Below are 25,735 nucleotides of genomic sequence, written 5' to 3'. Positions count from 1 at the left end.
GTCAGGTCAACTGGCGCGGCAGCGGCGCCGCGTGCACGACCGTCAGGCCCGACACCGCCCTCGTCAGGGCCACGTACAGCCGCCGCAGGCCGGTGCGCTCGTCGGGTTCGCCGTCCACGACGGCCGCCGGCTCGTCCAGCACCACGTAGTCGTACTCCAGGCCCTTCGCCAGCGAGGCGGGCACCAGGGTCAGGCGGGAGGCGGCCGTCGTCTCCTCGCCCGGCGACAGCCAGGGCAGGCCCGCCTCCCGCAGCGCCTCCTCCAGGACGGCGATGCGCGCGTCCGCCGCGATCAGGCCGATCGAGCCCTCGTGCCGCAGCGAGGCGCGGCACGCCGCCACCACCGACGCGGCCAGCTCCTTCGCCGGGCACGCCACGATCTCCAGCGAGCCCGGCGACTCCCGCACCGAGCGCACCTCCGCCAGCCCCGGCGACATGTGCGGCAGCAGCCGGGACGCGTACGCGATCACCTCGCGCGGCACGCGGAAACCGGCCGTCAGCTCCTCCACCACCGCGTCCGGCTTGCCCAGGTGCGCCAGCGCCTCCGCCCAGCTCGCCGTCGCCCACGGGGTGGTGCCCTGCGCCAGGTCGCCCAGCACGGTCGCCGAACCCGTCGAGCAGCGCCGCCCCACCGCCCGGTACTGCATGGGCGACAGGTCCTGCGCCTCGTCCAGGACCACATGGCCCAGCGACGGCGTGCGCTCCACCAGGTCGGCCGCCTCGTCGATCAGCACCGCGTCCGCCGCCGACCACTTCGCCGACCTCACCGAGCGCGGCGGCCTGGTCCACAGGATCGCCTTCCGCTCGTCCTCGTCGAGCAGCCCCCGCGCGTGCTCCGCCAGGAAGTCCGCGTCCGACAGCAGCCGCAGCACCAGCTTCGCCGGGTCGACGGCCGGCCACACCGCCCTGACCACCGCCTTGACCGCCGCGTTGCGGGCCACCGCGTCCTGCACCCGGTCGTCCGGCGCCTCACCCGCCTGCTCCATGCGGACCAGCACCGCGTGCGCGATCCGCTGCGGCAGGGCCTCGCGCGCCGCGCCGTACCGGATGTCCCGGTCGAGCAACTCGGCGACGATCTCCTCGAGTTCGTACGCGGGCACCCGCCAGCGCCGCGACCCGCGCACCACCATCAGCGGCTCCGTCGGCGGCGTCACGTGGGACCGCACCGCCCGCCGCAGCACCTCGGCCATCCGGGCGTCGCCCTTGACCACGGCCGCCGCCGCGTCGTCGGTGCCCCGCACCTCGACGTGCGCGACCAGGTCGTCGACCGTCGCCTGCTTCACCTCCAGCTCGCCCAGCGCGGGCAGCACCTGCTCGATGTAGTGGAGGAAGGACCGGTTCGGCCCGATGACCAGCGTCCCGGTGCGGGCCAGCCGCTCCCGGTGCGCGTACAGGAGGTACGCCACCCGGTGCAGGCCCACCGCCGTCTTGCCGGTGCCCGGGCCGCCCTGCACGCACACCGAGCCGGACAGGCCGCTGCGGACGATCTCGTCCTGCTCGGGCTGGATCGTCGCCACGATGTCCCGCATCGGGCCGACACGGGGCCGTTCGATCTCCGCCTGGAGCAGCCTGGACGCCTTCTCCGCCTCCGCCGGGTCGGACAGGTGCTCGTCCTCGTACGCCGTGAGCTCGCCGCCCGTGTACCCGAACCGGCGCCGCAGGGCGACGTCCTGGGGGTCCTTCTTCGACGCCCGGTAGAACGGCTGCGAGACGGGGGCGCGCCAGTCGACGACCATGGGGTCGCCGTCCGCGTCGTGGACGTGGCGCCGCCCGATGTAGAAGCTCTGCCCCTCCTGCGTGGTGTGCAGGTAATCCAGCCGCCCGAAGAACAGCGGCGTGTGGGAGAGGTCGGCGAGCGCCTTGATGCGCTCCTCGATCTGCGACGACAGCACGGCCGCGTTGACCCAGTTCGCGGTGACGTCGCGGATGTCGAGGGCCTGGACGTCCTCGCGCATGGCGCGCAGCGCGGCGCGCGAGGCGGCGAGGTGGGCGCGCTCGGACGAGAGCGGATCGGGCACGGCGAAGCCTCCGTGGGTCGTACGGGAGTGACGGCGGGGCCGACCGGTTACCGACCGGAGGGCGGCGCTCCACGACGGGAGGCGGGCAAGGCGGGCGATTCTAGCCAGGGCGTCTCCGGCAGGGCCACCGAATATCCGACCCGTAGGGGACGCCGTATGCCTGGAGTCGTACGCGGACGGCACCGGGGTTCGGTCTGCGGACCGATGTACCGCCCACATACGCCGATCCATCATGGAGACATGACCACAGCCACCCTCCACAACCCCTCGGGCGCCACCGCCCTCGGGACGACCCGGCACCCCGCCCACCGCCTCGGCAACGCCCTCAGGGCGATCAAGGTGTTCGCCGAAGCGGCGTTCGGCGTGGCCGTCCTCGGCGAGTACGGGGAGGAAGCCGGCGTCAGGCGCCGCTGAGGTCCGGGTCGGCGTCCCTGGACGAGAGCAGCTCGTCCGCGTCGACGATCCGGTACGCGTACCCCTGCTCGGCCAGGAACCGCTGGCGGTGCGCCGCGAAGTCCTGGTCGATCGTGTCCCGGGCGACCACCGAGTAGAAGTGCGCCTGGTGCCCGTCCGCCTTCGGGCGCAGGACCCGGCCGAGGCGCTGGGCCTCCTCCTGCCGCGAGCCGAAGGTGCCGGACACCTGGATGGCGACCGTCGCCTCGGGCAGGTCGATGGAGAAGTTCGCCACCTTGGAGACGACGAGGACGCTGATCTCCCCGTTGCGGAAGGCGTCGAAGAGCTTCTCCCGCTGCGCGTTGGGCGTCTCACCCTTGATCACCGGCGCGTCCAGGTGCTCGCCCAGCTCGTCGAGCTGGTCGATGTACTGCCCGATCACCAGGATCTGCTGGCCGGCGAACTTCCGTACCAGGGCCTCGGCGACCTTCTGCTTGGTCGCGGTCGTCGCGCAGAAGCGGTACTTCTCCTCGGTCTCGGCGGTCGCGTACGCGAGCCGCTCGGACTCGGTCAGATTGACGCGCACCTCGACGCAGTCGGCGGGCGCGATGTAGCCCTGCGCCTCGATCTCCTTCCACGGCGCGTCGCACCGCTTCGGCCCGATCAGCGAGAAGACGTCCGACTCGCGGCCGTCCTCGCGCACCAGCGTCGCGGTCAGGCCCAGGCGCCGCCGGGCCTGGAGGTCGGCGGTGAACTTGAACACGGGCGCCGGCAGCAGGTGCACCTCGTCGTAGACGATCAGCCCCCAGTCGCGGGAGTCGAACAGCTCCAGGTGCGGATAGACGCCCTTCCGCTTGGTCGTCAGCACCTGGTACGTGGCGATGGTGACCGGGCGGATCTCCTTCTTCGTCCCGCTGTACTCGCCGATCTCGTCCTCGGTGAGGGACGTCCGCTTCACCAGCTCGTGCTTCCACTGGCGGGCCGAGACGGTGTTGGTGACCAGGATCAGCGTGGTCGCCTTGGCCTGCGCCATGGCCCCGGCCCCGACGAGCGTCTTGCCCGCGCCGCAGGGCAGCACGACGACGCCCGAACCGCCGTGCCAGAAGCCCTCGACGGCCTGCTTCTGGTACGGGCGCAGCGCCCAGCCGTCCTCGGCCAGGTCGATCCGGTGGGCCTCGCCGTCGACGTACCCGGCGAGGTCCTCGGCCGGCCAGCCCAGCTTGAGCAGCGTCTGCTTGATCTGGCCGCGCTCGGAGGGGTGCACGACGACCGTGTCGGGGTCCACGCGGGCCCCGACGAGCGGCTGCACCTTCTTGGAGCGGAGGACCTCCTCCAGGACGGGCCGGTCGGTGGTCGTCAGGACCAGCCCGTGCGCGGGGTGCTTGCTGAGCGTGAGCCGCCCGTAGCGGGCCATCGTCTCGGCGACGTCCACCAGCAGCGCGTGCGGCACCGGGTAGCGGGAGAACTCGACGAGCGCGTCGACCACCTGCTCGGCGTCGTGCCCGGCCGCCCGGGCGTTCCACAGGCCCAGCGGGGTCACCCGGTAGGTGTGGATGTGCTCGGGCGCGCGCTCCAGCTCCGCGAAGGGAGCGATGGCGCGCCGGCAGGCGTCGGCCTGCTCGTGGTCGACTTCGAGCAGGAGTGTCTTGTCGCTCTGGACGATCAGCGGTCCGTTCACGCCTCACCCTTTCCTGGCGGCCTGGGACTGTGGCCAAACATCCAGTGTCGCGCATCGGCGGAGTAAGTAGCCGGGCCGCGGCGAATGAGTAGCAGCACAGTGGGGCCGGGAGGGGGCGGAGCGGTGGAGTGGGGGCATGCGGAACAGCACCACGCGGCGCAGCGGCACGCGGCAGAGCGGCACCCGGAACAGCGCCCTGCGGGGCGGCGCCCTGCGGAACGGCGGCAAGCGGAACCGGCCGGACCCGTTCCCGCCGCACCTGCTGCCTGCCCGTCCGCCGGTGCCGTCGCCGCCCTCCCCGTACGACGAGCGCTGGTGGGTGCCGCCGCTCGTCGCGACGGCGCTGGGGCTGGTCCTGCTGGTGGTCTGCTCCGCCCCGCTGCGCGAGGCGGGGGTGCCGCCGGTGTGGCTGGCCGGATACCTCGCGCCGCTCGCGATTCTCGCCCGGAGCTGGTTCGCCGACCGGCGGCACAGCGGGCGGGGGAGGCGCGTCGCCATGGGCGCGGCGGCCTGCCTGCTGATCCTGCTCTACGAGCGACTGCTGACGGCGGTGACGTGGGCCGTGGCGATCGTGATGGTGCTCACCGGCCACGTCCGTGCGTGACCGGTGAGGTCAGGAGCGGCCGACCCGCTCAGATCAGGGGGCTGGTGAACATCGGGCCCTCGACCTGGATGTCGGTCAGCGGCCCGCTGACCGGGCCGATCGGCGGCAGCACGGAGGCCGCGGCCGGGGTGGCGAGAGCGGTGAACAGCAGGGTGGCGCCGGTCAGCAGCAGGGCGATACGTCGGCTCATCTCGGTTCCTCTCGCGTGCGGCGGGGCGGGACGGGCCCGCACCGTCCGTGGCGGTGCGGGCCCCGTCACGGACGGTGCGGGCGGTCAGAAGGCGATGGCGCTCGCGAGGTCGATGCCGACGGCGGCCGCTTGTGTGGTGAGGGCGGACAGGACCGCGGCGGTGGTGAGGAGGACGGTGGCGACTCGGCGCATGGGACGACCTTTCGTGTGGTGCCGTTCGGGACGCCTCGTGGCTGCCCGCGCCACGCCGGGGGAATGCGGAAGGTCCCCCGGGGGTGGGGTTGTGGTCACTCACCGGCGGGAAATCCGCCGCCCGTACGCATGATCGGCCCCGGAACGGGTCAGGTCGGGTCGTCCGCCAGTTCCGCGACGCCCGTGATGCGGTGCAGCGGGTAGGTGCGGACCTCGTCCGCCGTGTGGTCGTACGCCGTGACGAAGCCGCCCTCCACCCGGACCGGCGCGATGACGCGCTGGCTGGCGGTGCCCTCGGCGTTGACGTAGCCGATCCACAGGACCGAGCCGGTCATGGCTGCGGCCTGGACGGTGGCGAGGGTCTCGGCGGCGGAGGTGCGGGGCGGCGCGCCGTCGGGCGCGCCCCCGGCCGGCTCCTCCTTGCGGACGACCGTGGAGGCCAGGTCCCCGGCGCGGATCGCCTTCACGGCGGCGCCCAGCAGGGTGGCGTCCGGCTCGGGCGGGCCCTCCGGCACCGGCGCGGGCGCCGTGCGCGCCGGGGTGCGGTAGGCGTGCGCCCTGGTGATCAGTACGTCCCCCTCCGCCGACTCGGCCGCCGGGGCGAAGCCCATGGACCGCAGGCCCTCCAGCAGCGCGGCCGGGTCCGCCTGGGCGGCCAGCACGGTGGGCGCGAGGCGGCGCAGCCGCAGGGCGGCCGACCGCTTGTCGGCGAGGATCTCGCCCAGCACGGAGTCGTCGTCGCAGCGTACGTAGGCGGAGGCGGCGCCCACCCGGAGGTGGCCGTGCTTCCGGGCGACGTCGTCGATGAGGTACGCGAGCGGCTGCGGAACGGGCGTGCGGGAGTGGGCCGCCAGGAAGGCGTGCAGGTCCGCCGCCGCCTGCCCGGCGTCCAGGGCGCGGCGCACCGAGGCGGGCGTGAAGCGGTACACGGTGGCGCCGCCCTTGGACTCGACGTCCGCCAGCACGGCCAGCGTGTCGGCGAGCGGCCGCTGGAGGGGGCCGGGGGCGACGGCCGTGAGGTCCGCCTGGAGCAGCACGTGGTCGACCGGCTCGGGCAGCAGCGGCGCGAGGAGCGCGGCGGCGCCCCCGTGGGCGGCGACGGCGGCGTGGGCCGGGCGGCGCCCGTTGAACGCGTCGGCGTCCGGGACGGCGCCGGGGGCGTGGGCCGGCTCCGGGCGGGGCGCGCCGTGCCCCGCCGCGCCGTGCAGGTCCGCGCCGTGCGGGTCCGTGCCGTGCGGGGCGGCGCCGTGCGGGTCGTGACCGTGCCGGTCCTGCCCGTGCGCGGTGCGGACGTGCGCGGTGTGCCCGTCCGCCGGGACCGGGTGGTCGGTGCCGGGCGCGGGCGCGCCGGGCAGCAGCGCCCGGCCGTGGGCCGCCAGGGCGCCGCGCCCCGTCACGCCCAGCAGCTCCGCCTCCGTCAGCGTCCAGCTCGCCAGCCTGGCCCGCAGGTCGGCGCCCTGCTCCTTCGCGGTGCCCCGCAGCGGGCGCTCCCAGCGCAGCCGCGCCAGCAGCGTCTCCGGGTCCGGGGCCGCCCCGGCCGGGAGCCCCGCCAGCAGCGCCAGCACCCGGTGACGCACCTCCGGCGCGGCGCCCCGGTCCAGGCCGGGCCCGAGCACGGCGAGGGTGCGCCCCTTGGTGTCCTGGGTGCCGGCCAGGCCCGGCGTCCTGGTCCCCGCCAGCCACGTCCCGGCCAGCACCGCCCACCGCTCGGCGGCCGGCAGGCCGATCCACTCGTCGTACGCGGGCGTCGGCGCGTACCGCTCGTCCGCCTCCCCGTCCGACGCGATCAGCCCCGCCCCGTACGCCAGCTCCAGCCAGAACGCCGCGACCTGCTCGGGCACCTCCAGCGCCACGGCCGTCCGCTTCAGGTCGCGCACGGACAGCCCGCCCGCGCGCAGCACCGCCGGGCCGCCCTCGTTCCACTCCTTGGCCAGCTCCTCCACGGTCGCGAGCGCGGTGTACGCCTGGCCCGCCGCCGTACTGTCCACAACCTGTGGACGGTACTCGTGGGCTGCCACCACGGCGGGCGGCACCGGCTCGGGCGCCCGGTGCGCACGCCCGGCGCGCAGGTGCAGCGCCACCTCGCGCGGCAGCACCACCGTGCGCGCCGTCGCCGGGAGCAGCAGGCCCCGGTCGCGCAGCCAGCGCACCGGCGGCGCCGGGTCGGGCGTCACCTCCCCGTACGGCGGCCCCCACACCAGCCGGTCCAGCACCCCCAGCGCCTCCACGGGCGCCGTGTCCAGCAGCGCGCCCATCCGGTCACGGTCGGTGAACAGGTCCGTCAGCGCGGCCACCGCCGACACCGGATCGTGTGTCGTGGCCAGCCCGGCCGCCGCGATGATCTCCTGGAGCCGGGTGGGCGACATGCCCGCCGTCGCCTCCGCGACCGTGGGGCCGAGCCCGGTGGGGGAGGGGTGCTGCGGCGAGGGGGCCAGCAGTTCGCGGGCGGTCCGCACGAGCCGCAGCCGGTCGTCGTCGCCCCACACCAGGGCCTGCTCGCGCAGGGCGCCGACCGCCCGGGGCAGCGCCGCCTCGACGTCCGCGTCGCCCTCGTCACCGGCCATCAGCCCGAGCAGCACCGGATACGGGGCCGGGTCCGGCGCCACCGCGAGCGCCTCGGCGGTCTGGAGCGCGAACCGGTCGAGCCGCTCCAGGGCGCGGACGACGGAGGCGCGGGTCCCGGCGCGGGTCGCGAGCTGGGTGAGGTCGCTCGGCACGGGAACCAGCAGGTCGGGGCGGGCGCGCAGCAGTGCGGCCAGGCCCTCGTCGCCGCGGGCCCGCAGGGCCTCCGCGAGGGTGCGCGGAGCCGCCGTACCGCCATTGCCTTCGGTTCCTGCGGCCACGTGCGCCTCCCGATCGAGCTCACCGGTCCCCATCCGGACCACGTTAGCCCCTGCGCAGGCGCTAACGTCGTGACGGTGGGGATCGAGAGCGACCAGCTTGTCTTCGACTATCTGAGCCGGGTCGGTGACCTGGCCCAGCAACGGCACCTGTCCTCGCAGACGCGGATGCGGCTCGTGTCGTCGCTGCGCAGCGAGATCGACAGCCGGCGCGGCAAGGACGACAGCCCGGCGGCGGTACGCGGCATTCTCAGCGCCCTCGGCACGCCCGACGAGGTGGTCGGCGCGGCGGCGGGCGACGGCGGGACGCGTGAGGGCCCCTCCGGCCCCGCGGCCCCGGCGCCCCCGGCGGCTCCCGCGCATCCCGCCGTACCGGTGCAGCGCACGCCGCGCACGCGGTTCCGCCGCCGCCCGGAGCCCCGGGAGGAGGAGGGCGCCCCCGACGTCCTGGCGGCGCAGAGCCCGCACCTGGCCGGGATGGACGACCTGGGCGCGGCGGACGGCCGGCCCGAGTGGTGGCGCGTCGAGGACGACGCCCTGCCGCCCGGCTTCCGTGGCGGGGTGGAGATTCCCGACATGCTGAAACCGCCGCCGAAGCCGGGGGAGGCGGAGCGGGAGGGCGCCGGTGCCCAGACCGCCGAGCCCCCGGCGGAGGTTCCGGCCGCGCCCCCGTCCGCGGCACCGGCCCGCCGCCGGCCGGCCCTGCCCGCACTCCGGCTCGGACACCCGATGCTGGTGGCCGCCGCCGTGCTGCTCGTCGTCGGCGTCGTGCTCGGCGCGTGGCTCCCGCTGCTCGGCGGCTGGCTCCTCGCGTACGCCTCGCGCCGCCTGAGCCGCACGGAGGCGAAGCTCGCGGTGTTCGGCCTGCCGGGCGCCGTCGCGGCGGGCGCCGCGGTGTGGCTGTGGGGCCGCCTCGACGGCCGCTGGGGCGACCCGATCCCTCCGGGCGGCGACGCCCTGGCCACCGCCCTCGGCGCCACCTGGCCCTGGACGCTGCGCACGGCCGCCCTGGCCTCGGCCCTCTACCTCCTGTGGCGCGCCCGCCGCGCCTGACGCCCGGCTCCGTCGGCAACAATGCCCCCATGGTCCCCACGGTGACGGTCGGCTTCGACCTCGACATGACCCTGATCGACTCGCGCCCCGGCATCCACGCCACCTATCGGGCGCTCTCCGCCGAGACGGGTGTCCGGATCGATGCCGACCTGGCCGTCACGCGCCTGGGACCACCCCTCGAACAGGAGCTCGCGCACTGGTTCCCGGCCGACCGGATCGCGGAGGCCGCCGACCGCTACCGCGCGATATACCCGGCGTACGCCATCGAACCGACGCTCGCGATGCCGGGGGCGAAGGGTGCGATTCAAGCCGTTCGCGCGGCGGGCGGCCGGGCGGTCGTCGTCACCGCCAAACACGAGCCGAACGCCAAGCTCCACCTCGACCACCTGGGGATCGAACCGGACGCGGTGATCGGCTGGCTGTGGGCCGAGGCGAAGGCGGTGGCGCTGCGCGAACAGGGCGCGAGCGTGTACGTCGGCGACCACACCGGCGACGTGCGCGGCGCCCGCGCGGCCGGCGCACTCGCCGTGTCCCTCCCGACCGGGCCGTGCGGCGCGGACGAACTGCGGGCGGCCGGCGCGGACGTGGTCCTGCCCGACCTGACGGCCTTTCCGGCCTGGTGGGACGCCTACAGTGCGGGCTTGGCCGCCGACCTGGCCTGACGGCGCTGGGCGGCGATCGACCGCAGCACCCCGGCGCCGGCGATCAGGAAACCGACGCCCATCAGCATGCACACCGCGTACGCGACCGGCGGGAACGGATCGGTGCCGAGGAACAGCGGCGCCACGGTGATCAGGGTCGCCACCGCGCCGACGATGAAGACGATCCCACCCGCCCGGACGAGACCGTCACCGGGGGCGCTGCCGCCCGCAGGGGTTTCACTATGCATTCGGCCAGGGTAGTTCCCTGGCCGGAGGAACAGACCGGCGACGTCTTGTCACCGGCCCCTGGACCATTAGCCTTGGTCATGGCGGGCTGCCCGAGCGGCCCGCTGTAGTGCTATCCAGAGCCAGTTTTTTTATCGAGTACGAGGACGAGGACAGACGTGCCTACCGGCAAGGTCAAGTGGTTCAACAGCGAGAAGGGCTTCGGCTTTCTCTCCCGCGACGACGGCGGCGACGTCTTCGTGCACTCGTCGGTGCTCCCTGCCGGGGTCGACGCCCTCAAGCCCGGCCAGCGCGTCGAGTTCGGCGTGGTCGCGGGCCAGCGCGGTGACCAGGCGCTTTCGGTGACGGTCCTCGACCCGACGCCGTCGGTCGCGGCGGCACAGCGGCGCAAGCCGGACGAACTGGCATCGATCGTCCAGGACCTGACGACGCTGCTGGAGAACATCACCCCCATGCTGGAGCGCGGCCGCTACCCCGACAAGGCCCACGGCAAGAAGATCGCGGGCCTGCTGCGCGCGGTGGCGGACCAGCTCGACGTCTAGCCCCACCGACTACGGGAACGACAGCGCGTCCGGGCCGAGGGGCGGCACCAGCCCCTCGGCCGCCGCGCGGGTGAGGAGCGCCCGCACCGCGGCGTAGCCGTCCTCGCCGAGGTCGGCGGTGAAGTCGTTGACGTACAGCCCGATGTGCCGGTCGGCCACGGCCGGGTCCATCTCCTGGGCGTGGGCGCGTACGTAGGCGCGCGACGCCCCGGGGTCGTCCCAGGCCATCCGGACCGACGCGCGCGCCGACTCGGCGAGCAGCTTCAGCGTGTCCGCGCCCAGCGACCGCCTGGCGATGATCGCGCCCAGCGGGATCGGCAGGCCCGTGGTGGCCTCCCAGTGCTCGCCCAAGTCGGCGAGCCGGTGCAGTCCGTACTGCCCGTAGGTGAAGCGCGCCTCGTGGATGACCAGGCCCGCGTCGACCTTCCCGTCCCGCACCGCCGGCATGATCTCGTGGAACGGCATCACCACGACCTCGCCCACCCCGCCGGGGACGACGTCCGCCGCCCACAGCCGGAACAGCAGGTAGGCGGTGGAGCGCTCGCTCGGCACGGCGACCGTGCGCCCCGCAAGTCCCCCGAGCAGGGAGATACCCCCATGGCCCGGCTCCCGGGTGAGCACCAGCGGGCCGCAGCCCCGGCCCAGGGCGCCGCCGCAGGGCAGCAGGGCGTAGTCGTCCAGCACCCAGGGCAGGGCGGCGTACGACACCTTCAGCACGTCCAGCTCGCCGCGCTCGGCCATCCCGTTGGTGACGTCGATGTCCGCGAACGTCACGTCGAGCGGGGGCGCGCCGGGGACGAGGCCGTGCGCCCAGGCGTGGAAGACGAACGTGTCGTTCGGGCACGGGGAGTACGCGATCCTCACAGGTCCTCCAGGAAGACGGTGGCGCCGAGCAGCCCGCAGGCGTGCCGCAGCGAGTCCAGGGCCTGGCCGATGCGCCAGGCGGCGCGGTCGCGCGGGCCGACGGTGTTGGAGACGGCGCGGATCTCGACGACGGGGACGCCGTGGGCGGTGGCCGCCTCGGCGACGCCGAACCCCTCCATGGCCTCCGCGCCGGCCCGGGGGTGACGGGCGATCAGCTCGGCGGTGCGGGCGGCGGTTCCGGTGACCGTGGACACGGTCAGGACCGGCGCGACGACGTGCGGCCGGCCGCCCTCGTGCAGGGCCCGGGCGATCCGGGCGGGCAGGCCGGGCGGCGGCAGGTGGACGGAACGGCCGAAGCCCAGCTCCTCGACGGCGACGTAACCGTCGGGCGTGTCGGCCCCCAGGTCGGCCGCGACGACGGCGTCGGACACGACGACCGCCCCGAGGGGCGCGTGCGGCGGGAAGCCGCCGCCGATGCCGGCCGAGACGACGAGGTCGTACGCGTACGGGGCGGCCGCGAGGGCGCCGGTGGCCGCGACGGCCGCCGCGGCGGGGCCCACGCCCCCGGCGACCACGTCCACGACGGGGCCGCCCGGCGCGGCCAGGCACGTCACGGTGTGGCCCGACGGCAGGACGCGCGGGGCGGCCGCCTCGTAGCCGTGGAGGCCCGTGACGACGGAGTCCGACTCCGCCGCCACCGCCGTCACGACCAGGACGCGGAGCGTCAGGATTCCTTCTTCAGCTCGAAGTGCCAGATGCCGGTCAGCTTCTTGCCGCTCGTCTCGACGATGCTGATCTGCGCCGTGTTGGACGTCTCACCGGTCTGGCTGGAGAGGAACGCGCTGGCCGGGATCGACCGGTACGTCTTCTTGTAGGGCTCCTGCTCGGCCTGCTGGCCACCGATGAACAGCGTCCAGCCGTTCTCGGCGATCTCCGGGTCGACGCCGAAGCGGACGCGGTCGTCGGCCGAGACCGTGATGGTCTTCTCCGCCTTCTTGTTCAGGCACGACTGGATCTGCGACTCCTTGATCGCCTTCCCGTCGTTGTAGCAGGTCGCTTCGGCGTTGACCGAGTCGGACCCGACCGTCACGGTCGCGAGCGGCGTCGGCTTGTCGCAGGCGGAGAGTACGAGGAGTCCGGCGGAGACGGCACCCAGAGCGACGCCGGCCCGGCGGGCCTTACCGGAAAAGAACGCAACGGTCATGGCTCGAAGGCTATACGCCGCCCCGCATCACGCCACGCGGGGGTGCGGCGTGCCGCGGCGCGCCGCCGACAGCAGCCCCCGGACCGTGACCGCCACACCCAGTGCCAGGATCGCCGCCGCGACCGACATGCCGAGGGGCCCGTTCAGCGGCAGGGCGATGCCGATCGCCCCGCCGACCACCCACGACATCTGGAGCAGCGTCTCGGAGCGGGCGAACGCGGACGTCCGCACCACCTCCGGTACGTCCCGCTGGATCATCGCGTCCAGCGACAGCTTCGACAGCGCCTGCGACAGCCCCGCCACCGCGCCCAGCGCCGCCACGGCCACCCCGCTGAAGAACACCGCCGCCACGATCGCCGCCGACATCGCGAGCGTCACCATCGCGGCCACGATCAGCTCCGGCGCCCGGGAGCGCAGCAGTGCGCCGAGCGCCGTACCGCAGGCGTTGCCCACGCCCGCCGCCACGCCGACGATGCCGAGCGACACCGCCGCGCTCTGTCCCGACAGCGGGTGCTCGCGCAGCAGGAAGGCGAGGAAGAAGATCAGGAATCCGGAGAGCACCCGGTGCGCGGCGTTCGCCTGGAGGCCGTGCAGGACGGAGGGGCCGACCGTGCGGAGGCTGGGCTTGCGCTCCCCGTGGGTCAGCATGTGGGCCTTGCGCTCGCCCTTCGCCGAGTCGACCTTGTGGGGCATCGACAGCGCCAGGAACGTTCCTCCGGTGAACAGCACGCACGCCCCGTACAGCGGCCACTGCGGCCCGATCTGCTGCAGCCCCACCCCGACGGGCGCGGCGATGCCCGTCGCCAGCAGACCGGCGAGGGTCACCCGCGAGTTCGCCTTCACCAGCGAGAAGCCGTGCGGCAGGAGTCTCGGGACGACGGCACTGCGCACCACGCCGTACGCCTTGGACGCGACGAGGACGCCGAGCGCCGCCGGATACAGCTCCAGATCGCCGGTGACGACCGCGCCCGACAGGGCGATCGCGAGCACCACCCGGGCGGCCATCGCGCCCGCCATCGCCGCGCGCCGGCCGTGCGGCAGCCGGTCCAGCAGCGGGCCGATCACCGGGGCGAGGAGCGTGAACGGGGCCATCGTCACGGCCAGGTACAGCGCCACCCGGCCACGGGCCTCGTCGGTCGGGACGGAGAAGAAGACGGTGGAGGCGAGCGCGACGGTGATCATGACGTCCCCGGCGCCGTTCACGGCGTGCAGCTCGATCAGTTTGCCGAGACCGGATTCACCCGCGCCGTGGGCGTGGGTCGCTTTCCGGATACCGCGCGCCGTGCCGGTGAACGGCAGGTGCAGGGCACGGCCCACCCGCCGGCCCGCCCTCCGGAGCGGCCCGGCCTCGTCGGACGACCTCACGGCTGCCACCTCGTCATAGTGCCCCAGCAGCCTCTTCAGTGAACCGTGATGAGGGCTACTTGGGGCGGGCAGGTGGGCGGCGGGCTGCGGAGGGGGTAGCGTGCGTAGCGCGCCACCGGCGGAAGTTCTCGGCCGCGCGCCTCTTCGGCATCCCGCAGAATGGATGACGATAGGTGTGCCCGAGACACGTCGGGCGCGGACGTCGATGCGGCCCCCTGGTCCGCTCCGCCCGCCGCCCGTACTTCGCGAATCGGCCGGCGCACCTGTGAGACGGCGTAGGAGATGAGCGAGACCTGTGAGTGCTGCGACGACGCGAAGCCGTACTGCGCGTACCCCCGCCCCCGACCGCCTGTGCGCCGAGGCGGTGGACCTGGCCAGGGAGGCGGCCGCGGAGGTGGCCGCGCCGGGGGAGGTGGGCGAGCACACCGGTGTCGTCGCGGAGGGCGACCGGGTCGTCACGCACTTCTTCGAGTGCCGTGAGCCCGGCTACCGGGGCTGGCGCTGGGCCGTGACGGTCGCCCGGGCGTCCCGCGCCAAGGTCGTCACCCTCGACGAGACGGTCCTGCTGCCGGGACCCGACGCCCTCCTGGCACCGGAGTGGGTGCCCTGGAGCGAGCGGCTGCGCCCCGGCGACCTCGGCCCCGGGGACCTGCTGCCCACCGAGCAGGACGACCTCCGCCTGGAGCCCGGCTACACCGGCGAGGACGTGCCGCCGCCGAACTCCCCGGTGTCGGAGGAGATGGCCGAGCTGGTCGACTCCGAGGACGCCGACCTCGTCACCCGTACGCCCTCGCGCGGCACCATCGCGGCCGTCGCGGAGGAGCTGGGCATGCGGCGGGCGCGGGTCCTGTCGCGGTACGGGCTGCACGTCGCGGCCGACCGGTGGGAGGAGAACTTCGGGGCGAAGACCCCGATGGCGCAGGCCGCCCCGGCGGCGTGCGTGTCGTGCGGGTTCCTGATGCCGCTGGGCGGCTCCCTGAAGCAGGCGTTCGGCGTGTGCGCCAACGAGTTCTCGCCCGCCGACGGGCACGTCGTGTCGCTGACGTACGGCTGCGGCGGGCACTCCGAGGCGGCCGTCATGCCCAAGCCCCCGCGCCCGGCGCCGCCGGTCCTGGACTCGATGGGCGCCGACGCGTTCCCCCTCCGCCCGGCCCGCGACAGCGGCTCGGTCCCCCCGGTCTCCCCGGACGCCGCCTCCGAGGACCTGGGCCACAGCTAGCCCTCCCGCCGGGCGCGTCCCCTCGCGGGGCGGGCCCCGGACCCGGCGTCCCGTCGACGCGGTACCTTCGGGCCCCGTAACGACGCGCAGGGCGAGAGAGCGGAGCGACACGTGAGCGTGAGGGCGACGGCGACCGAGGGGGCCGACCCGTTCGGGACCGCGCGGCTGCGACGCGGGGTGCTCGACGCGTGGGGCGCGGGGCCCGCGCGGTTCCGGGAGGACGCCAACGCCGAGGAGGACCTGGCGCTCGGCGGGTACCGGGACCGGCTGGTGGTGGAGCTGGCGCAGAACGCCGCCGACGCCGCCGCCCGGGCCAAGGTGCCCGGACGGCTCCGGCTCACGCTGCACCCCGGCGGGGCGGACGGCCCCGCCGTGCTCGCGGCCGCCAACACGGGCGCGCCCCTGGACGCGACCGGGGTCGAGTCGCTCAGCACCCTGCGCGCGTCCGCCAAGCGGGAGGGGCACGAGGGCGCGGTCGGCCGCTTCGGCGTCGGGTTCGCCGCGGTGCTGGCGGTGAGCGACGAGCCGGCGGTCGTGGGCCGCCACGGGGGCGTGCGGTGGTCGCTGCGCGAGGCCCGCGAGCTGGCCGCCGGGGCCGCGCAGGCCAGCCCCGGCCTGGGCGACGAACTGCGCCGCCGCGACGGCCACGTACCGCTGCTGCGGCTCCCGCTGCCCGCCGAGGGCACCGCCCCGGACGGCTACGACACGGTGGTGATCCTGCCGCTGCGGGACGCCGCCGCCGTGGACCTGGCCGAGCGGCTGCTCGCCGGGGTCGACGACGCCCTGCTGCTGACCCTGCCGGGGCTCACCGAGGTCGTCGTGGAGACCCCGGCCGGGACGCGGACCCTCACGCGCCGGGAGCACGAGGGGTACGTCCACGTCGACGACACCGACGGCGGCACGCGCCGCTGGCGGACCGTCAGCCACCAGGGCGCCATCGACGCCGAGCTGCTGAAGGACCGGCCCGTCGAGGAGCGGCTGCGCCCGCACTGGGCGGTCACCTGGGCCGTGCCCGTGGACGACGAGGGCGCGCCCGCCCGCCCCCGTACCGCCCCCGTCGTGCACGCCCCGACGCCCACCGACGAGCCGCTCGGCATCCCCGCCCTGCTGATCGCGACGTTCCCGCTGGACACCACCCGCCGCCACCCGGCGCCCGGTCCGCTCACCGACTTCCTGGTGCGCCGGGCCGCCGACGCGTACGCCGAGCTGCTGGCCGACTGGCGGCCCGTGTCGACCGGCACGATCGACCTCGTGCCCGGACCGCTCGGCAAGGGCGTGCTGGACGGGGCGATCCGGGGCGCCGTCCTGGAACTGCTGCCCCGCGTGGCGTTCCTCGCGCCCGCCGCCCCGTCGGAGGAGCTGCACGCGCTGCGCCCGTTCGAGGCGGAGGTCGTCGAGGGCGCGGGCGCCGACACCGTACGCGTCCTGGCGGAGGTCCTGCCGACGCTGCTGCCCGCCGGCCTGGAACGCCGTACCGAACTGCGCGCCCTCGGCGTGGCCCGGCTGCCCCTCGGCGACGCCATCGACCGGCTGGCGGGCACCGAGCGCACCCCCGAGTGGTGGCACCGGCTGTACGAGTCGCTCGCGGGCGTCGACCCCGACCGGCTCACCGGCCTGCCCGTGCCGCTGGTCGGCGGCCGTACCGCGACCGGCCCCCGGCACGTGCTGCTGCCGCTTCCGGACACGCCCACCGACCTGACCCGGCTGGGCCTGAAGGTCGCCCACCCGGACGCCGCCCACCCCATCCTGGAGAAGCTGGGCGCCCTGCCCGCCACCCCGCGCGCCGTGCTCACCACGCCGCAGGTGCGGGCCGCCGTGGCCGCCTCCCTCGACGGTGCGGACGTCTGGGACGAGGAGGCCCCGGACCCGGAGGAACTGGCCGAGACGGTCCTCACCCTCGTGCGCGACGCCGGTCTGGAGCCGGGCGACGAGCCGTGGCTGGGCGCGCTGGCGCTGCCCGACGAGGAGGGCGAGCTCGCCCCCGCCGGTGAACTGGTGCTGCCCGGCAGCCCGTTCGCCTCCGTGATGCGGGAGGACGAACTCGCGCTGGTGGACGCCGAACTGGCCGAGCGGTGGGGCGAGCAGCCGCTCGCGGCGTGCGGGGTGCTGGCGAACTTCGCGCTGGTGCGGGCCACCGACGTGGTCCTGGACCCGGACGAACTGGAGCCCCGCGACGGCGACTTCGCCGAGCCCGACGACGCCGGGCTGCTGGACGCGGTCGACGTGTGGTGCGAGGACGTGCTGGACCGGCTGCCGGAGACTCCCGTCCCGCCGGTGGCGACCGAGATCGTCGCCGTCCGGGACCTGGACCTGGTGGACGACGACGCCTGGCCCGAGGCGCTGGCGCTGCTGGCCCGGCCGCCGCTGCGCGACGCGCTGACCCAGTTGGTGCGGGTGCTGCTGCCGGACGGCACGACCGAGACGGTCCGCCCGTACACCGCCTGGTGGCTGCGCGACCACCCCGTGCTGGACGGGCGCCGGCCGGCCGGGCTGCGCGCCGCCGGGGCGGACCCGCTGCTGGAGGGGCTGTACGACGCCGTCGACATCGCGACCGGGTTCAGCGACCCGCAGGTGCTGCACGCCCTGGGCGTCCGGACCACCGTCGCCGCCCTGCTGGACGAGCCGGGCGGCGCGGCGGAGCTGCTGGCGCGGCTGGCCGATCCGGAGCGTGCGGTGGGCGCCGCCCAGTTGCACGGGCTCTACACCCTGCTCGCCGACCTCGACCCCGAGGAGGTCACCCTCCCCGACCACCTGCGCGCCGTGGTGGACGGCGAGGTACGGGTGGTGGACGCGGCCGACGCGCTGGTCGCCGACGCGCCCGACCTGCTGCCGCTCTCGGCGGGCCGCCCGCTGCTGCCGGTCGCCCCGGGGCGGGTCGCGGACCTGGCGGAGCTGTTCCAGGTGCGGCGGCTGAGCGAGGAGGTCGAGGCGGAGGTCTCGACGGAGGGCGAGGAGCACGACGTACCCGAGTCGGTGCACGCCCTGCTCGGGCCGGGCACGCCCGCGACGTACGTCGAGCACGAGGAGTTGCGGGCCGGCGGTGTCGAGCTGGACTGGCGGCGCACCGCGGACGGTGTCCTGCACGCCGCCACCCTGGAGGGCGTCGCGGCGGGCCTCGCCTGGGCGGCGGGCCAGTGGCCGCGGCGCTTCGAGGTGGCGGCGCTGCTGGAGGACCCCTCCCGCACGGCGGAGCTGGCCCGCGACCGCTGGTTCGACTAGCCCCGGCCGGTCCCGGGCCCGTCCGGCGCGGTCCCGTCGGTCCGGGTCCGGGTCCGGGTCCGGTCCGGGGCCGTCCCGTCGGTCCGGGGCCCGTCCGCCGCCGTGCCGTCGGTCCCGGGCCCGTCCGGCGCGGGTCCGTCCTGTCGCTCCTCCCGGCCGTCCGCCGGGAAGCGCCGGCCCACCCAGCGCCACGCGAGCTCCAGGACCACCCCGCCCAGCGCCGCGACGGCCGCCGCCGCCCACGGCAGGGTGGTCCCGACCAGTCGCAGGGCGAAGAAGTCCTGCAGCCAGGGCACCACGAGGACCAGCAGGAAGCCCGCGCCCATCGTCGCGACCAGCCCGATCCGCCACCAGGTGTACGGCCGGGCGATGATGGCCAGCACCCACAGCGACACCAGGAACAGGGTGAGCGTCGCCGCGCTGGTCTCGGCCGAGAGCGCCCCCGCCCCGCTGTAGTGGGTGCGGGCCAGCAGGTAGGTGGCGAAGGTCGTGGTGGCGGCGGTGAGGCCGGCCGGGACGGCGTACCGCATGACGCGGCGGACGAAGTGCGGCTTGGCGCGCTCCTTGTTCGGCGCGAGCGCCAGGAAGAAGGCCGGCACGCCGATGGTCAGCGTGGACAGCAGCGTCAGGTGCCGGGGCAGGAAGGGGTACTCCACCTGGAAGCACACCACCAGGATCGCCAGCAGCACCGAGTAGACGGTCTTGGTGAGGAAGAGCGTGGCGACGCGGGTGATGTTGCCGATGACCCGCCGTCCCTCCGCGACGACCGACGGCAGCGTGGCGAAGCTGTTGTTCAGCAGCACGATCTGGGCGACGGCCTTGGTCGCCTCCGAGCCGGAGCCCATGGAGACGCCGATGTCGGCGTCCTTCAGGGCGAGGACGTCGTTGACGCCGTCGCCGGTCATCGCGACCGTGTGCCCGTGCGACTGGAGCGCGCCGACCATGTCGCGCTTCTGCTGCGGGGTGACGCGCCCGAAGACCGCGCCCTCGCCCAGGGCGCTCGCCATCTCGTCCCGCTCGGCGGGCAGGCGGCGGGCGTCGACGGTCCGCTCGGCGCCCGGCAGGCCGAGCTTTCCGGCGACCGCGCCGACGGAGACGGCGTTGTCGCCGGAGAGGACCTTGGCGTCGACGTTCTGGTCGGCGAAGTAGGCGAGGGTGTCGGCGGCGTCGGGCCGCAGCCGCTGCTCCAGGACGACGAGCGCGGCCGCCTCGGCGGTGCCGGCCACGCCGGGGTCGTCCAGTTCGCCGCCCGCCCGGGCGAGCAGCAGGACGCGCAGCCCCTGCTGGTTGAGGTCCTCGATCTCGTCCAGCACCGGGTCGCCGTCGGGCAGCAGCACGTCGGGCGCGCCCAGCAGCCAGGTGCTGCTCTGTCCGTCGCCCTCGCTGAAGGCCGCGCCGCTGTACTTGCGGGCCGACGAGAACGGCAGCGCCTGGGTGCACCGCCAGTCGTCGCTGTCGGGGTAGGTGTCGATGATCGCCTGGAGGGAGGCGTTCGGGCGGGGGTCGGACTCGCCGAGCGCGCCGAGGACCTTGCGTACGTACGCCTCGTCCGTCCCGCCCAGGGTGCGCAGCTCGGTGACGTCCATGCCGCCCTCGGTGAGGGTGCCGGTCTTGTCGAGGCACACCACGTCGACCCGGGCGAGGCCCTCGATGGCGGGCAGCTCCTGGACGAGGCACTGCTTGCGGCCGAGCCGGATCACGCCGATGGCGAAGGCGACGGAGGTGAGCAGGACGAGCCCCTCGGGGATCATCGGCACGATGCCGCCGACCGTCCGGGCGACCGACTCCTTGAAGTCGGTGTCCTTGACGACGAGCTGGCTGATGATGAGCCCGATCGCGGTCGGGACCATCATCCAGGTCACGTACTTGAGGATCGTGGAGATGCCGTTGCGCAGCTCGGAGTTGACGAGCGTGAAGCGGGACGCCTCCTCGGCGAGCTGCGCCGCGTAGGCGTCGCGTCCCACCTTGGTGGCGGTGAACGCCCCGCCGCCCGCGACGACGAAGCTGCCGGACATGACCTGGTCGCCGCGTTTCTTCAGGACGGCGTCGGCCTCGCCGGTGAGGAGCGACTCGTCGATCTCCAGGCCGTCCGCCTCGGCGACCTCGCCGTCGACGACCACCTTGTCGCCCGGTCCGAGTTCGATGCAGTCCCCGAGGACGATCTCCGACGTGGGCACCTCGGCCGACTCGCCGTCGCGCCGGACGGTCGGCCTGACCTCGCCGATCAGGGCGAGGGAGTCGAGGGTCTTCTTGGCGCGCAGCTCCTGGACGATGCCGATGCCGGTGTTGGCGAGGATGACGAACCCGAACAGGCTGTCCTGGATCGGGGCGACGATCAGCATGATCACCCACAGCACGCCGATGATCGCGTTGAAGCGGGTGAAGACGTTGCCGCGGACGATGTCGACGGTGGAGCGGGAGCTGCGGACGGGTACGTCGTTGACCTCGCCGCGGGCGACCCGCTCGGCCACCTCGGCGGCGGTCAGCCCGCGGGGCCGGTGCAGGACGGGCGGGGTGACCGGGTGCACGGGGTCGAGTTCCGCCCCCGCGTCGATGGTGCGCCCGCCCACGCCGGTGCCGCCGGAGCCGGGTTCGGAGCCGTCGGTCTCGATCTTCGCCCGCTGCGTCATGGTTCCGACGGTACGACCGTCCTCGCGCCCGCACACCGCGAGCGGCGGGAAGATCCGCCCCCGGTACGACGGGAATGGTCCCGTGGCGGTACGTCAGTCCTCGTCGGCGGCCTCGGCGGCCGCCCGCTTGAGCGCCGCGTCCCGCCGGCGCACGTACCAGATGCCGAGCAGTCCGAGCCCGCCGCCCGCGAGGCAGGTCCACACCCACCAGGTGAGGTCGCGGTCGGCGAACCAGCCGTAGAAGGGGACCTGCGCCAGGAAGAGGACGAACCAGATGATCGTGCCGCCGGTGATCGTGGCGACGACCGGACCCTCCAGGGGTTCGGGTGCCTCGTGCTTGGGGGTCCACTTCGCCATGCGCACAGTGTAGGTGCGGGGCCCGGAGCGGTCCGGCGGCCCTCGGGGGCCCTTGCGCGCGCCCGCTCTACGCGCGGAGATACCGATCTTCGACTGATGCGTTCATACTGAAACGTCTTGTGTCTGACCGGTTTCTTTCGTGTGAATGACCAAACGCGACCGGTCCTGACCGGTTCCCCCGCCCCCGCACCATGAGGTTTCGCATGCCCTCCTCGGCCACCACGCTGACGGACGCCGGCGCCCAGCCGCCGTCCCCCCAGCAGCCGACCAGCGGCCGCCTGGACCGCTTCTTCAAGATCTCGGAGCGTGGCTCCACGGTCGCCCGAGAGGTACGCGGCGGATTCGCGACCTTCTTCGCGATGGCCTACATCATCGTGCTGAACCCGATCATCCTCGGCAGCGCCAAGGACATGTACGGGCACCAGCTCGACGGTGGCCAGCTCGTCACCGCCACCGTGCTGACCGCCGCCTTCTCGACGCTGCTCATGGGCGTCATCGGCAATGTGCCGATCGCCCTGGCGGCCGGTCTCGGCGTCAACACGGTCGTCGCCCTCCAGCTCGCGCCCCGCATGTCCTGGGCGGACGCCATGGGCATGGTCGTGCTGGCCGGCTTCGTGGTGATGCTGCTGGTCGCCACCGGGCTGCGGGAACGGGTGATGAACGCCGTACCGCTCGGCCTGCGCAAGGGCATCGCCATCGGCATCGGCCTGTTCATCATGCTGATCGGCCTGGTCGACTCCGGGTTCGTCTCGCGCATCCCGGACGCCGCCCACACCACCGTCCCGCTCCAGCTCGGCGCGGGCGGTCACCTCACGGGCTGGCCCGTCCTGGTCTTCGTCCTGGGCACGCTGCTCACCCTGGCGCTGATCATCCGCAAGGTGCCGGGCGCGATCCTCATCTCGATCGTGGTCATGACGATCCTCGCGATGGTCATCAACGCGGTCGCGACCGTCCCGTCCTGGGGCCTGACGACCCCGACGTGGCCGGGCAACCCGGTCGCCACGCCCGACTTCGGGCTCGTGGGCGAGGTGAGCCTGTTCGGCGGCTTCGAGAAGGTCGGCCTGCTCACCGGGTGCCTCTTCGTCTTCACGGTCCTGCTGTCCTGCTTCTTCGACGCGATGGGCACGATCCTCGGCGTCGGCGACGAGGCGAAGCTGATCGACAAGGACGGCAACTTCCCGGGCATCAACAAGGTGCTCCTGGTGGACGGCCTGGCCGTCGCCTCCGGCGGCGCGACCTCCTCGTCGGCCACCACCTGCTTCGTGGAGTCCACGGCGGGCGTCGGCGAGGGCGCGCGCACCGGTCTGGCGTCCGTCGTCACGGGCGGCCTGTTCTCGGTGGCCCTCTTCCTCACCCCGCTCGCCACGATGGTCCCCTCGCAGGCGGCCACCCCCGCCCTGCTGGCGGTCGGCTTCCTCATCCTGGCGGGCTCGGTCAAGGACATCGACTGGAGCGACTTCACCATCGCGGTGCCGGCCTTCCTGGCGATGGTGATGATGCCGTTCACGTACTCGATCACCAACGGCATCGGCATCGGCTTCATCGCCTTCACGGTGCTCCGCCTCGCCGCGGGACGCGGCCGCGAGGTGCCGGTCGCGATGTACGCGGTCTCGGCGGTCTTCGCCTTCTACTACGCGATGCCGTCGCTGGGCCTCACGTAAGAGGCGCCGTCCCAGGTGGCCACCGGGCGCGGGCACACCGCCCCGGTGGCCTTCGCGTGCCGCCGGGGGACCTCCCGGCGGCTTTCGCGTGCCGCCGGGGGACACCCCCGGGTGCTCACCGCCGTGGCGCACCGCCCGTCAGGCGCCGCGCGTGTCGTAGAAGCGGTTCGTCTCGTCGACCGCCGCCTCGAAACGTTCGTCGAAGTCGTCCCGGACCAGCGTCCGGACCACGTAGTCCTGGACGCTCATGCCGCTGCGGGCGGCGTGGCGCCGGACCCGGTCGAGCAGCTCTCCGTCTATCCGCAGGCTGAGCACTGTCGATCCCATGCCGCACAGAGTCGCCGCCCCGCCGCTCCCCCCGCGTCACTTTTCGGCCTCCTCTCACTCATACGGGTGACGCCTCTCACCGCACCCTTCCCGGGTGGTATTTAGCCAGGGTAATGAGTTACGCTAAATACATGCCTGACCTTTCCCACGGTGACCCCGCTGACGCAGCCGCCGTGAACGCCCTGCGCTCCGCCGTCATGCGGCTGGGCAGACGCCTGAAGCACCAGCGCGTCGACGAGTCGCTGAGCCCCACCGAGATGTCGGTGCTCGGCACCCTCGCCCGCTGCGGTTCCGCCACCCCCGGTGAGCTGGCCCGCAAGGAGCACGTCCAGCCGCCCTCGATGACCCGCATCGTGGCGCTGCTCGAGGCCAAGGGACTGGTCCGGCTGGAGCCGCACCCCGACGACCGCCGCCAGAAGGTCGTCACCCAGACCGAGACGGCCGAGACCATGCTCGAGGAGTCCCGCCGCAAGCGGAACGCCTGGCTGGCGACGCTCGCCGAGGGCCTGGACGAGGACGAGTGGGCGAAGCTGCGCGACGCGGCTCCCGTGCTGGAGAAGCTCGCGCACCTGTAGGACGTACGACACGAGGAGGCGAACCCTTTTGAGTACGGGACACGGAGCAGACTCCGCACCCGCACACAAGCCCGACGACACCATCACCCGCACCGGGACCTTCTCCTCCCTCAAGGTCCGCAATTACCGGCTCTTCTTCACCGGGGCCATCGTCTCCAACACCGGCACCTGGATGGCCCGCATCACCCAGGACTGGCTGGTCCTCAGCCTCACCGGTTCCGCCGCCGCCGTCGGCATCACCACCGCGCTCCAGTTCCTGCCGATGCTGCTCTTCGGCCTGTACGGCGGTGTCATCGCCGACCGCTACCCCAAGCGGCGCCTGCTGCTGCTCAGCCAGGGCGCCCTCGGCCTGTGCGGCCTGGCCCTCGCCGTGCTGACCCTGTCCGGGCACGTCCAGGTCTGGCACGTGTACCTGATCGCGTCCCTGCTCGGCATGGTCACCGTCGTCGACACCCCGGCCCGCCAGTCCTTCGTCTCCGAGCTGGTCGGACCGGCCCAGCTCCGCAACGCCGTCAGCCTGAACTCCGCCAACTTCCAGTCGGCGCGGCTCGTCGGCCCCGCCGTCGCGGGCGGCCTGATCGCCTCCATCGGCAGCGGCTGGGCCTTCCTCGTCAACGGCCTGTCCTTCCTCGCCCCGCTGACCGCCCTGCTGCTGATGCGCACCGGCGAGCTGCACAGGGTGGAGCGCGCCCCGCGCGGCAAGGGCCAGTTGCGCGAGGGCCTGCGGTACGTGGCCGGGCGCCCCGAGCTGATCTGGCCGATCGCGCTCGTGGGCTTCATCGGCACGTTCGGCTTCAACTTCCCCATCTGGCTGACCGCCTTCGCCGACGGCGTGTTCCACGTCGGACCGGGTACGTACGGCTTCCTCAACACCCTGATGGCCGTCGGCTCCCTCGTCGGGGCCCTGCTCTCGGCCCGGCGCGGCACCTCGCGGCTGCGGCTGCTGATCGGCGCGGCGATGGCCTTCGGCGCCCTGGAGGTCGCCGCCGCGTTCTCCCCGGCGTTCTGGCTCTTCGCGCTGCTGCTGGTCCCGATCGGGATGCTCGGCCTGACGGTGAACGTCACCGCCAACTCCTCGGTCCAGATGGCGACCGACCCCATGATGCGGGGCCGGGTGATGAGCCTCTACATGATGGTCTTCGTCGGCGGTACGCCGCTGGGGGCGCCCCTGCTGGGGTGGATCACCGACACGTACGGCGCCCGCGTCGGCTTCGCCACGGGCGGTGCCGTCTCGCTGGCGGCCGCCGTGGTGATCGGCCTGGTGCTGGCCCGGGTGGGCGGCCTGCGGCTCAAGGTCGACCTGCGCCGGGGCCACCCCCACGTGCGGTTCGTCCCGCGCGAGCGGCTCACGACGGCCGCGTGACGGCGCGGAGGGGGGCGGGTCACACCCGCATGGCCAGCACCTGCCCCTTCCAGCCGTCGACCTCGTAGGTCTCCGTGGGCGTGAAGCCGTTGCGCGCGTAGTAGTCCACGAGACGCCCGCCGCTGCCCGCGAAACAGTCCACCCGCAGCAGCGGGACACCCTGCCGCCTCGCCTCCCCGACCGCGTGCGCCAGCAGGGCGCTGCCCACCCCCCGCCCGTGGAAGCGGGCGTCGGTGACCAGGAAGCGCACGTACAGCTCCGGCTCGCCGGCGGGCGCCACGTCCGGCCCCGGGTACGGCGTCAGCGTCAGCGACCCGGCCGGTACGCCGTCCACCTCCGCGATCCACGGCATGCCGTCCGTGACGGTCGCGCGCACGCGCCGCACGGCCCGGGGCCTGGCCGACCAGGGCTCGGTGCCCCACTGGTCGGTGATCCCCCGCGCGTTCAGCCAGACCACGGCGCTGTCCAGCATGCCGAGTATCACGGGGACGTCGTCCGCCCCGCCCTTACGGATCTCCACCTTGTCCATCGGCCGAGGATACGGCTCGCCGATCA

22 protein-coding genes and 1 pseudogene are annotated in these 25,735 nt (G+C 74.2%); 10 read left to right on the top strand and 13 right to left on the bottom strand.

The features are described from left to right. Position 1 precedes the first annotated feature (1 nt). On the bottom strand, positions 2 to 1,954 hold the full coding sequence (locus E2B92_RS09595) for a HelD family protein (protein WP_126886722.1): 1,953 nt from the start codon (positions 1,952 to 1,954) through the stop codon (positions 2 to 4). A 303-nt stretch (positions 1,955 to 2,257) separates the two neighbouring features. Between E2B92_RS09595 and E2B92_RS09590 the strand changes: the two genes are divergently transcribed. Beyond that, positions 2,258 to 2,431 carry a hypothetical protein gene (locus tag E2B92_RS09590; RefSeq protein ID WP_185923633.1) on the top strand — a complete coding sequence of 58 codons (174 nt, stop codon included), beginning with the start codon at positions 2,258 to 2,260 and terminating at the stop codon, positions 2,429 to 2,431. Here E2B92_RS09590 and E2B92_RS09585 read toward each other — a convergent pair. Next, positions 2,418 to 4,088, bottom strand: a complete 1,671-nt coding sequence (locus E2B92_RS09585; protein WP_126886714.1) for a DNA repair helicase XPB — start codon at positions 4,086 to 4,088, stop codon at positions 2,418 to 2,420. The two genes, E2B92_RS09590 and E2B92_RS09585, sit on opposite strands and share 14 nt — an antisense overlap. Positions 4,089 to 4,224: 136 nt before the next feature. Here E2B92_RS09585 and E2B92_RS09580 point away from each other — a divergent pair, with 136 nt between their 5' ends. Continuing rightward, positions 4,225 to 4,692: a hypothetical protein gene (locus E2B92_RS09580; protein WP_126886713.1), complete on the top strand. Its 468-nt coding sequence runs from the start codon at positions 4,225 to 4,227 to the stop codon at positions 4,690 to 4,692. A gap of 28 nt (positions 4,693 to 4,720) precedes the next feature. Here the strand turns inward: E2B92_RS09580 and E2B92_RS32635 are convergent, their stop codons facing one another. After that, complete coding sequence (locus tag E2B92_RS32635) at positions 4,721 to 4,882, bottom strand: hypothetical protein (protein ID WP_160159743.1); 162 nt, start codon at positions 4,880 to 4,882, stop codon at positions 4,721 to 4,723. A 341-nt stretch (positions 4,883 to 5,223) separates the two neighbouring features. Further along, positions 5,224 to 7,950, bottom strand: coding sequence for a helicase C-terminal domain-containing protein (locus tag E2B92_RS09575; RefSeq protein WP_126886712.1), 2,727 nt, complete (start codon positions 7,948 to 7,950; stop codon positions 5,224 to 5,226). Between the two features lie 42 nt (positions 7,951 to 7,992). Between E2B92_RS09575 and E2B92_RS09570 the strand changes: the two genes are divergently transcribed. Both E2B92_RS09570 and E2B92_RS09565 read left to right on the top strand, forming a co-directional pair. Continuing rightward, positions 7,993 to 8,967, top strand: a complete 975-nt coding sequence (locus E2B92_RS09570) for a hypothetical protein (protein ID WP_126886711.1) — start codon at positions 7,993 to 7,995, stop codon at positions 8,965 to 8,967. 29 nt (positions 8,968 to 8,996) lie between these two features. After that, positions 8,997 to 9,629, top strand: coding sequence for an HAD family hydrolase (locus E2B92_RS09565; RefSeq protein ID WP_126886710.1), 633 nt, complete (start codon positions 8,997 to 8,999; stop codon positions 9,627 to 9,629). On the opposite strand, the gene E2B92_RS09560 is transcribed toward E2B92_RS09565, so the two are convergent. Further along, entirely contained in the window at positions 9,596 to 9,856 is a 261-nt protein-coding gene (locus tag E2B92_RS09560; protein ID WP_126886709.1) for a hypothetical protein, read from the bottom strand. The two genes, E2B92_RS09565 and E2B92_RS09560, sit on opposite strands and share 34 nt — an antisense overlap. Before the next feature lie 156 nt (positions 9,857 to 10,012). Between E2B92_RS09560 and E2B92_RS33965 the strand changes: the two genes are divergently transcribed. After that, positions 10,013 to 10,396 carry a cold-shock protein gene (locus E2B92_RS33965; RefSeq protein ID WP_126886708.1) on the top strand — a complete coding sequence of 128 codons (384 nt, stop codon included), beginning with the start codon at positions 10,013 to 10,015 and terminating at the stop codon, positions 10,394 to 10,396. A gap of 9 nt (positions 10,397 to 10,405) precedes the next feature. Here E2B92_RS33965 and E2B92_RS09550 read toward each other — a convergent pair whose 3' ends face one another. Genes E2B92_RS09550 through E2B92_RS09535 form a run of 4 tightly spaced genes read right to left on the bottom strand, consistent with a single transcriptional unit; the run spans position 10,406 to position 13,838 of the window. Further along, on the bottom strand, positions 10,406 to 11,260 hold the full coding sequence (locus E2B92_RS09550; protein WP_235023745.1) for a 1,4-dihydroxy-6-naphthoate synthase: 855 nt from the start codon (positions 11,258 to 11,260) through the stop codon (positions 10,406 to 10,408). Further along, positions 11,257 to 11,958 carry a futalosine hydrolase gene (locus tag E2B92_RS09545; RefSeq protein WP_399431859.1) on the bottom strand — a complete coding sequence of 234 codons (702 nt, stop codon included), beginning with the start codon at positions 11,956 to 11,958 and terminating at the stop codon, positions 11,257 to 11,259. Before E2B92_RS09545 ends, E2B92_RS09550 begins: the two co-directional genes overlap by 4 nt. A gap of 26 nt (positions 11,959 to 11,984) precedes the next feature. Continuing rightward, on the bottom strand, positions 11,985 to 12,464 hold the full coding sequence (locus E2B92_RS09540; RefSeq protein WP_126886706.1) for a DUF2771 domain-containing protein: 480 nt from the start codon (positions 12,462 to 12,464) through the stop codon (positions 11,985 to 11,987). Positions 12,465 to 12,491: 27 nt separating this feature from the next. Beyond that, on the bottom strand, positions 12,492 to 13,838 hold the full coding sequence (locus tag E2B92_RS09535) for an MFS transporter (RefSeq protein ID WP_126886705.1): 1,347 nt from the start codon (positions 13,836 to 13,838) through the stop codon (positions 12,492 to 12,494). A gap of 286 nt (positions 13,839 to 14,124) precedes the next feature. On the opposite strand from E2B92_RS09535, the gene E2B92_RS09525 reads away from it, so the two are divergent. Beyond that, complete coding sequence (locus tag E2B92_RS09525) at positions 14,125 to 15,048, top strand: DUF3027 domain-containing protein (protein WP_126886704.1); 924 nt, start codon at positions 14,125 to 14,127, stop codon at positions 15,046 to 15,048. A gap of 117 nt (positions 15,049 to 15,165) precedes the next feature. Then, positions 15,166 to 18,267, top strand: a complete 3,102-nt coding sequence (locus E2B92_RS09520; RefSeq protein ID WP_133087484.1) for a sacsin N-terminal ATP-binding-like domain-containing protein — start codon at positions 15,166 to 15,168, stop codon at positions 18,265 to 18,267. 161 nt (positions 18,268 to 18,428) lie between these two features. On the opposite strand, the pseudogene E2B92_RS09515 reads toward E2B92_RS09520, so the two are convergent. Together E2B92_RS09515 and E2B92_RS09510 are read right to left on the bottom strand one after the other, a co-directional pair. Next, positions 18,429 to 20,897: pseudogene (locus E2B92_RS09515) on the bottom strand (HAD-IC family P-type ATPase); the annotation flags it as partial. A gap of 93 nt (positions 20,898 to 20,990) precedes the next feature. Further along, the gene (locus E2B92_RS09510; protein ID WP_126887279.1) at positions 20,991 to 21,254 is read right to left on the bottom strand and encodes a DUF2530 domain-containing protein; all 264 of its coding nucleotides are present in this window, start codon (positions 21,252 to 21,254) and stop codon (positions 20,991 to 20,993) included. 203 nt (positions 21,255 to 21,457) lie between these two features. On the opposite strand from E2B92_RS09510, the gene E2B92_RS09505 reads away from it, so the two are divergent. After that, positions 21,458 to 22,915, top strand: coding sequence for an NCS2 family permease (locus E2B92_RS09505; protein WP_126887280.1), 1,458 nt, complete (start codon positions 21,458 to 21,460; stop codon positions 22,913 to 22,915). Positions 22,916 to 23,053: 138 nt separating this feature from the next. Here E2B92_RS09505 and E2B92_RS09500 read toward each other — a convergent pair whose 3' ends face one another. Continuing rightward, on the bottom strand, positions 23,054 to 23,242 hold the full coding sequence (locus E2B92_RS09500; protein WP_126887281.1) for a ribbon-helix-helix protein, CopG family: 189 nt from the start codon (positions 23,240 to 23,242) through the stop codon (positions 23,054 to 23,056). A gap of 131 nt (positions 23,243 to 23,373) precedes the next feature. Here E2B92_RS09500 and E2B92_RS09495 point away from each other — a divergent pair, with 131 nt between their 5' ends. Both E2B92_RS09495 and E2B92_RS09490 read left to right on the top strand, forming a co-directional pair. Beyond that, positions 23,374 to 23,817, top strand: a complete 444-nt coding sequence (locus tag E2B92_RS09495; protein WP_126887282.1) for a MarR family winged helix-turn-helix transcriptional regulator — start codon at positions 23,374 to 23,376, stop codon at positions 23,815 to 23,817. A 28-nt stretch (positions 23,818 to 23,845) separates the two neighbouring features. Continuing rightward, entirely contained in the window at positions 23,846 to 25,180 is a 1,335-nt protein-coding gene (locus E2B92_RS09490) for an MFS transporter (RefSeq protein WP_126887283.1), read from the top strand. Positions 25,181 to 25,199: 19 nt separating this feature from the next. Here E2B92_RS09490 and E2B92_RS09485 read toward each other — a convergent pair whose 3' ends face one another. After that, on the bottom strand, positions 25,200 to 25,709 hold the full coding sequence (locus E2B92_RS09485; RefSeq protein WP_126887284.1) for a GNAT family N-acetyltransferase: 510 nt from the start codon (positions 25,707 to 25,709) through the stop codon (positions 25,200 to 25,202). Positions 25,710 to 25,735 lie beyond the last annotated feature (26 nt).

It is taken from the genome of Streptomyces sp. WAC05374, from assembly GCF_004353505.1.
Lineage (GTDB): Bacteria > Actinomycetota > Actinomycetes > Streptomycetales > Streptomycetaceae > Streptomyces.
This window is presented reverse-complemented; position numbering and strand designations above follow the sequence as displayed.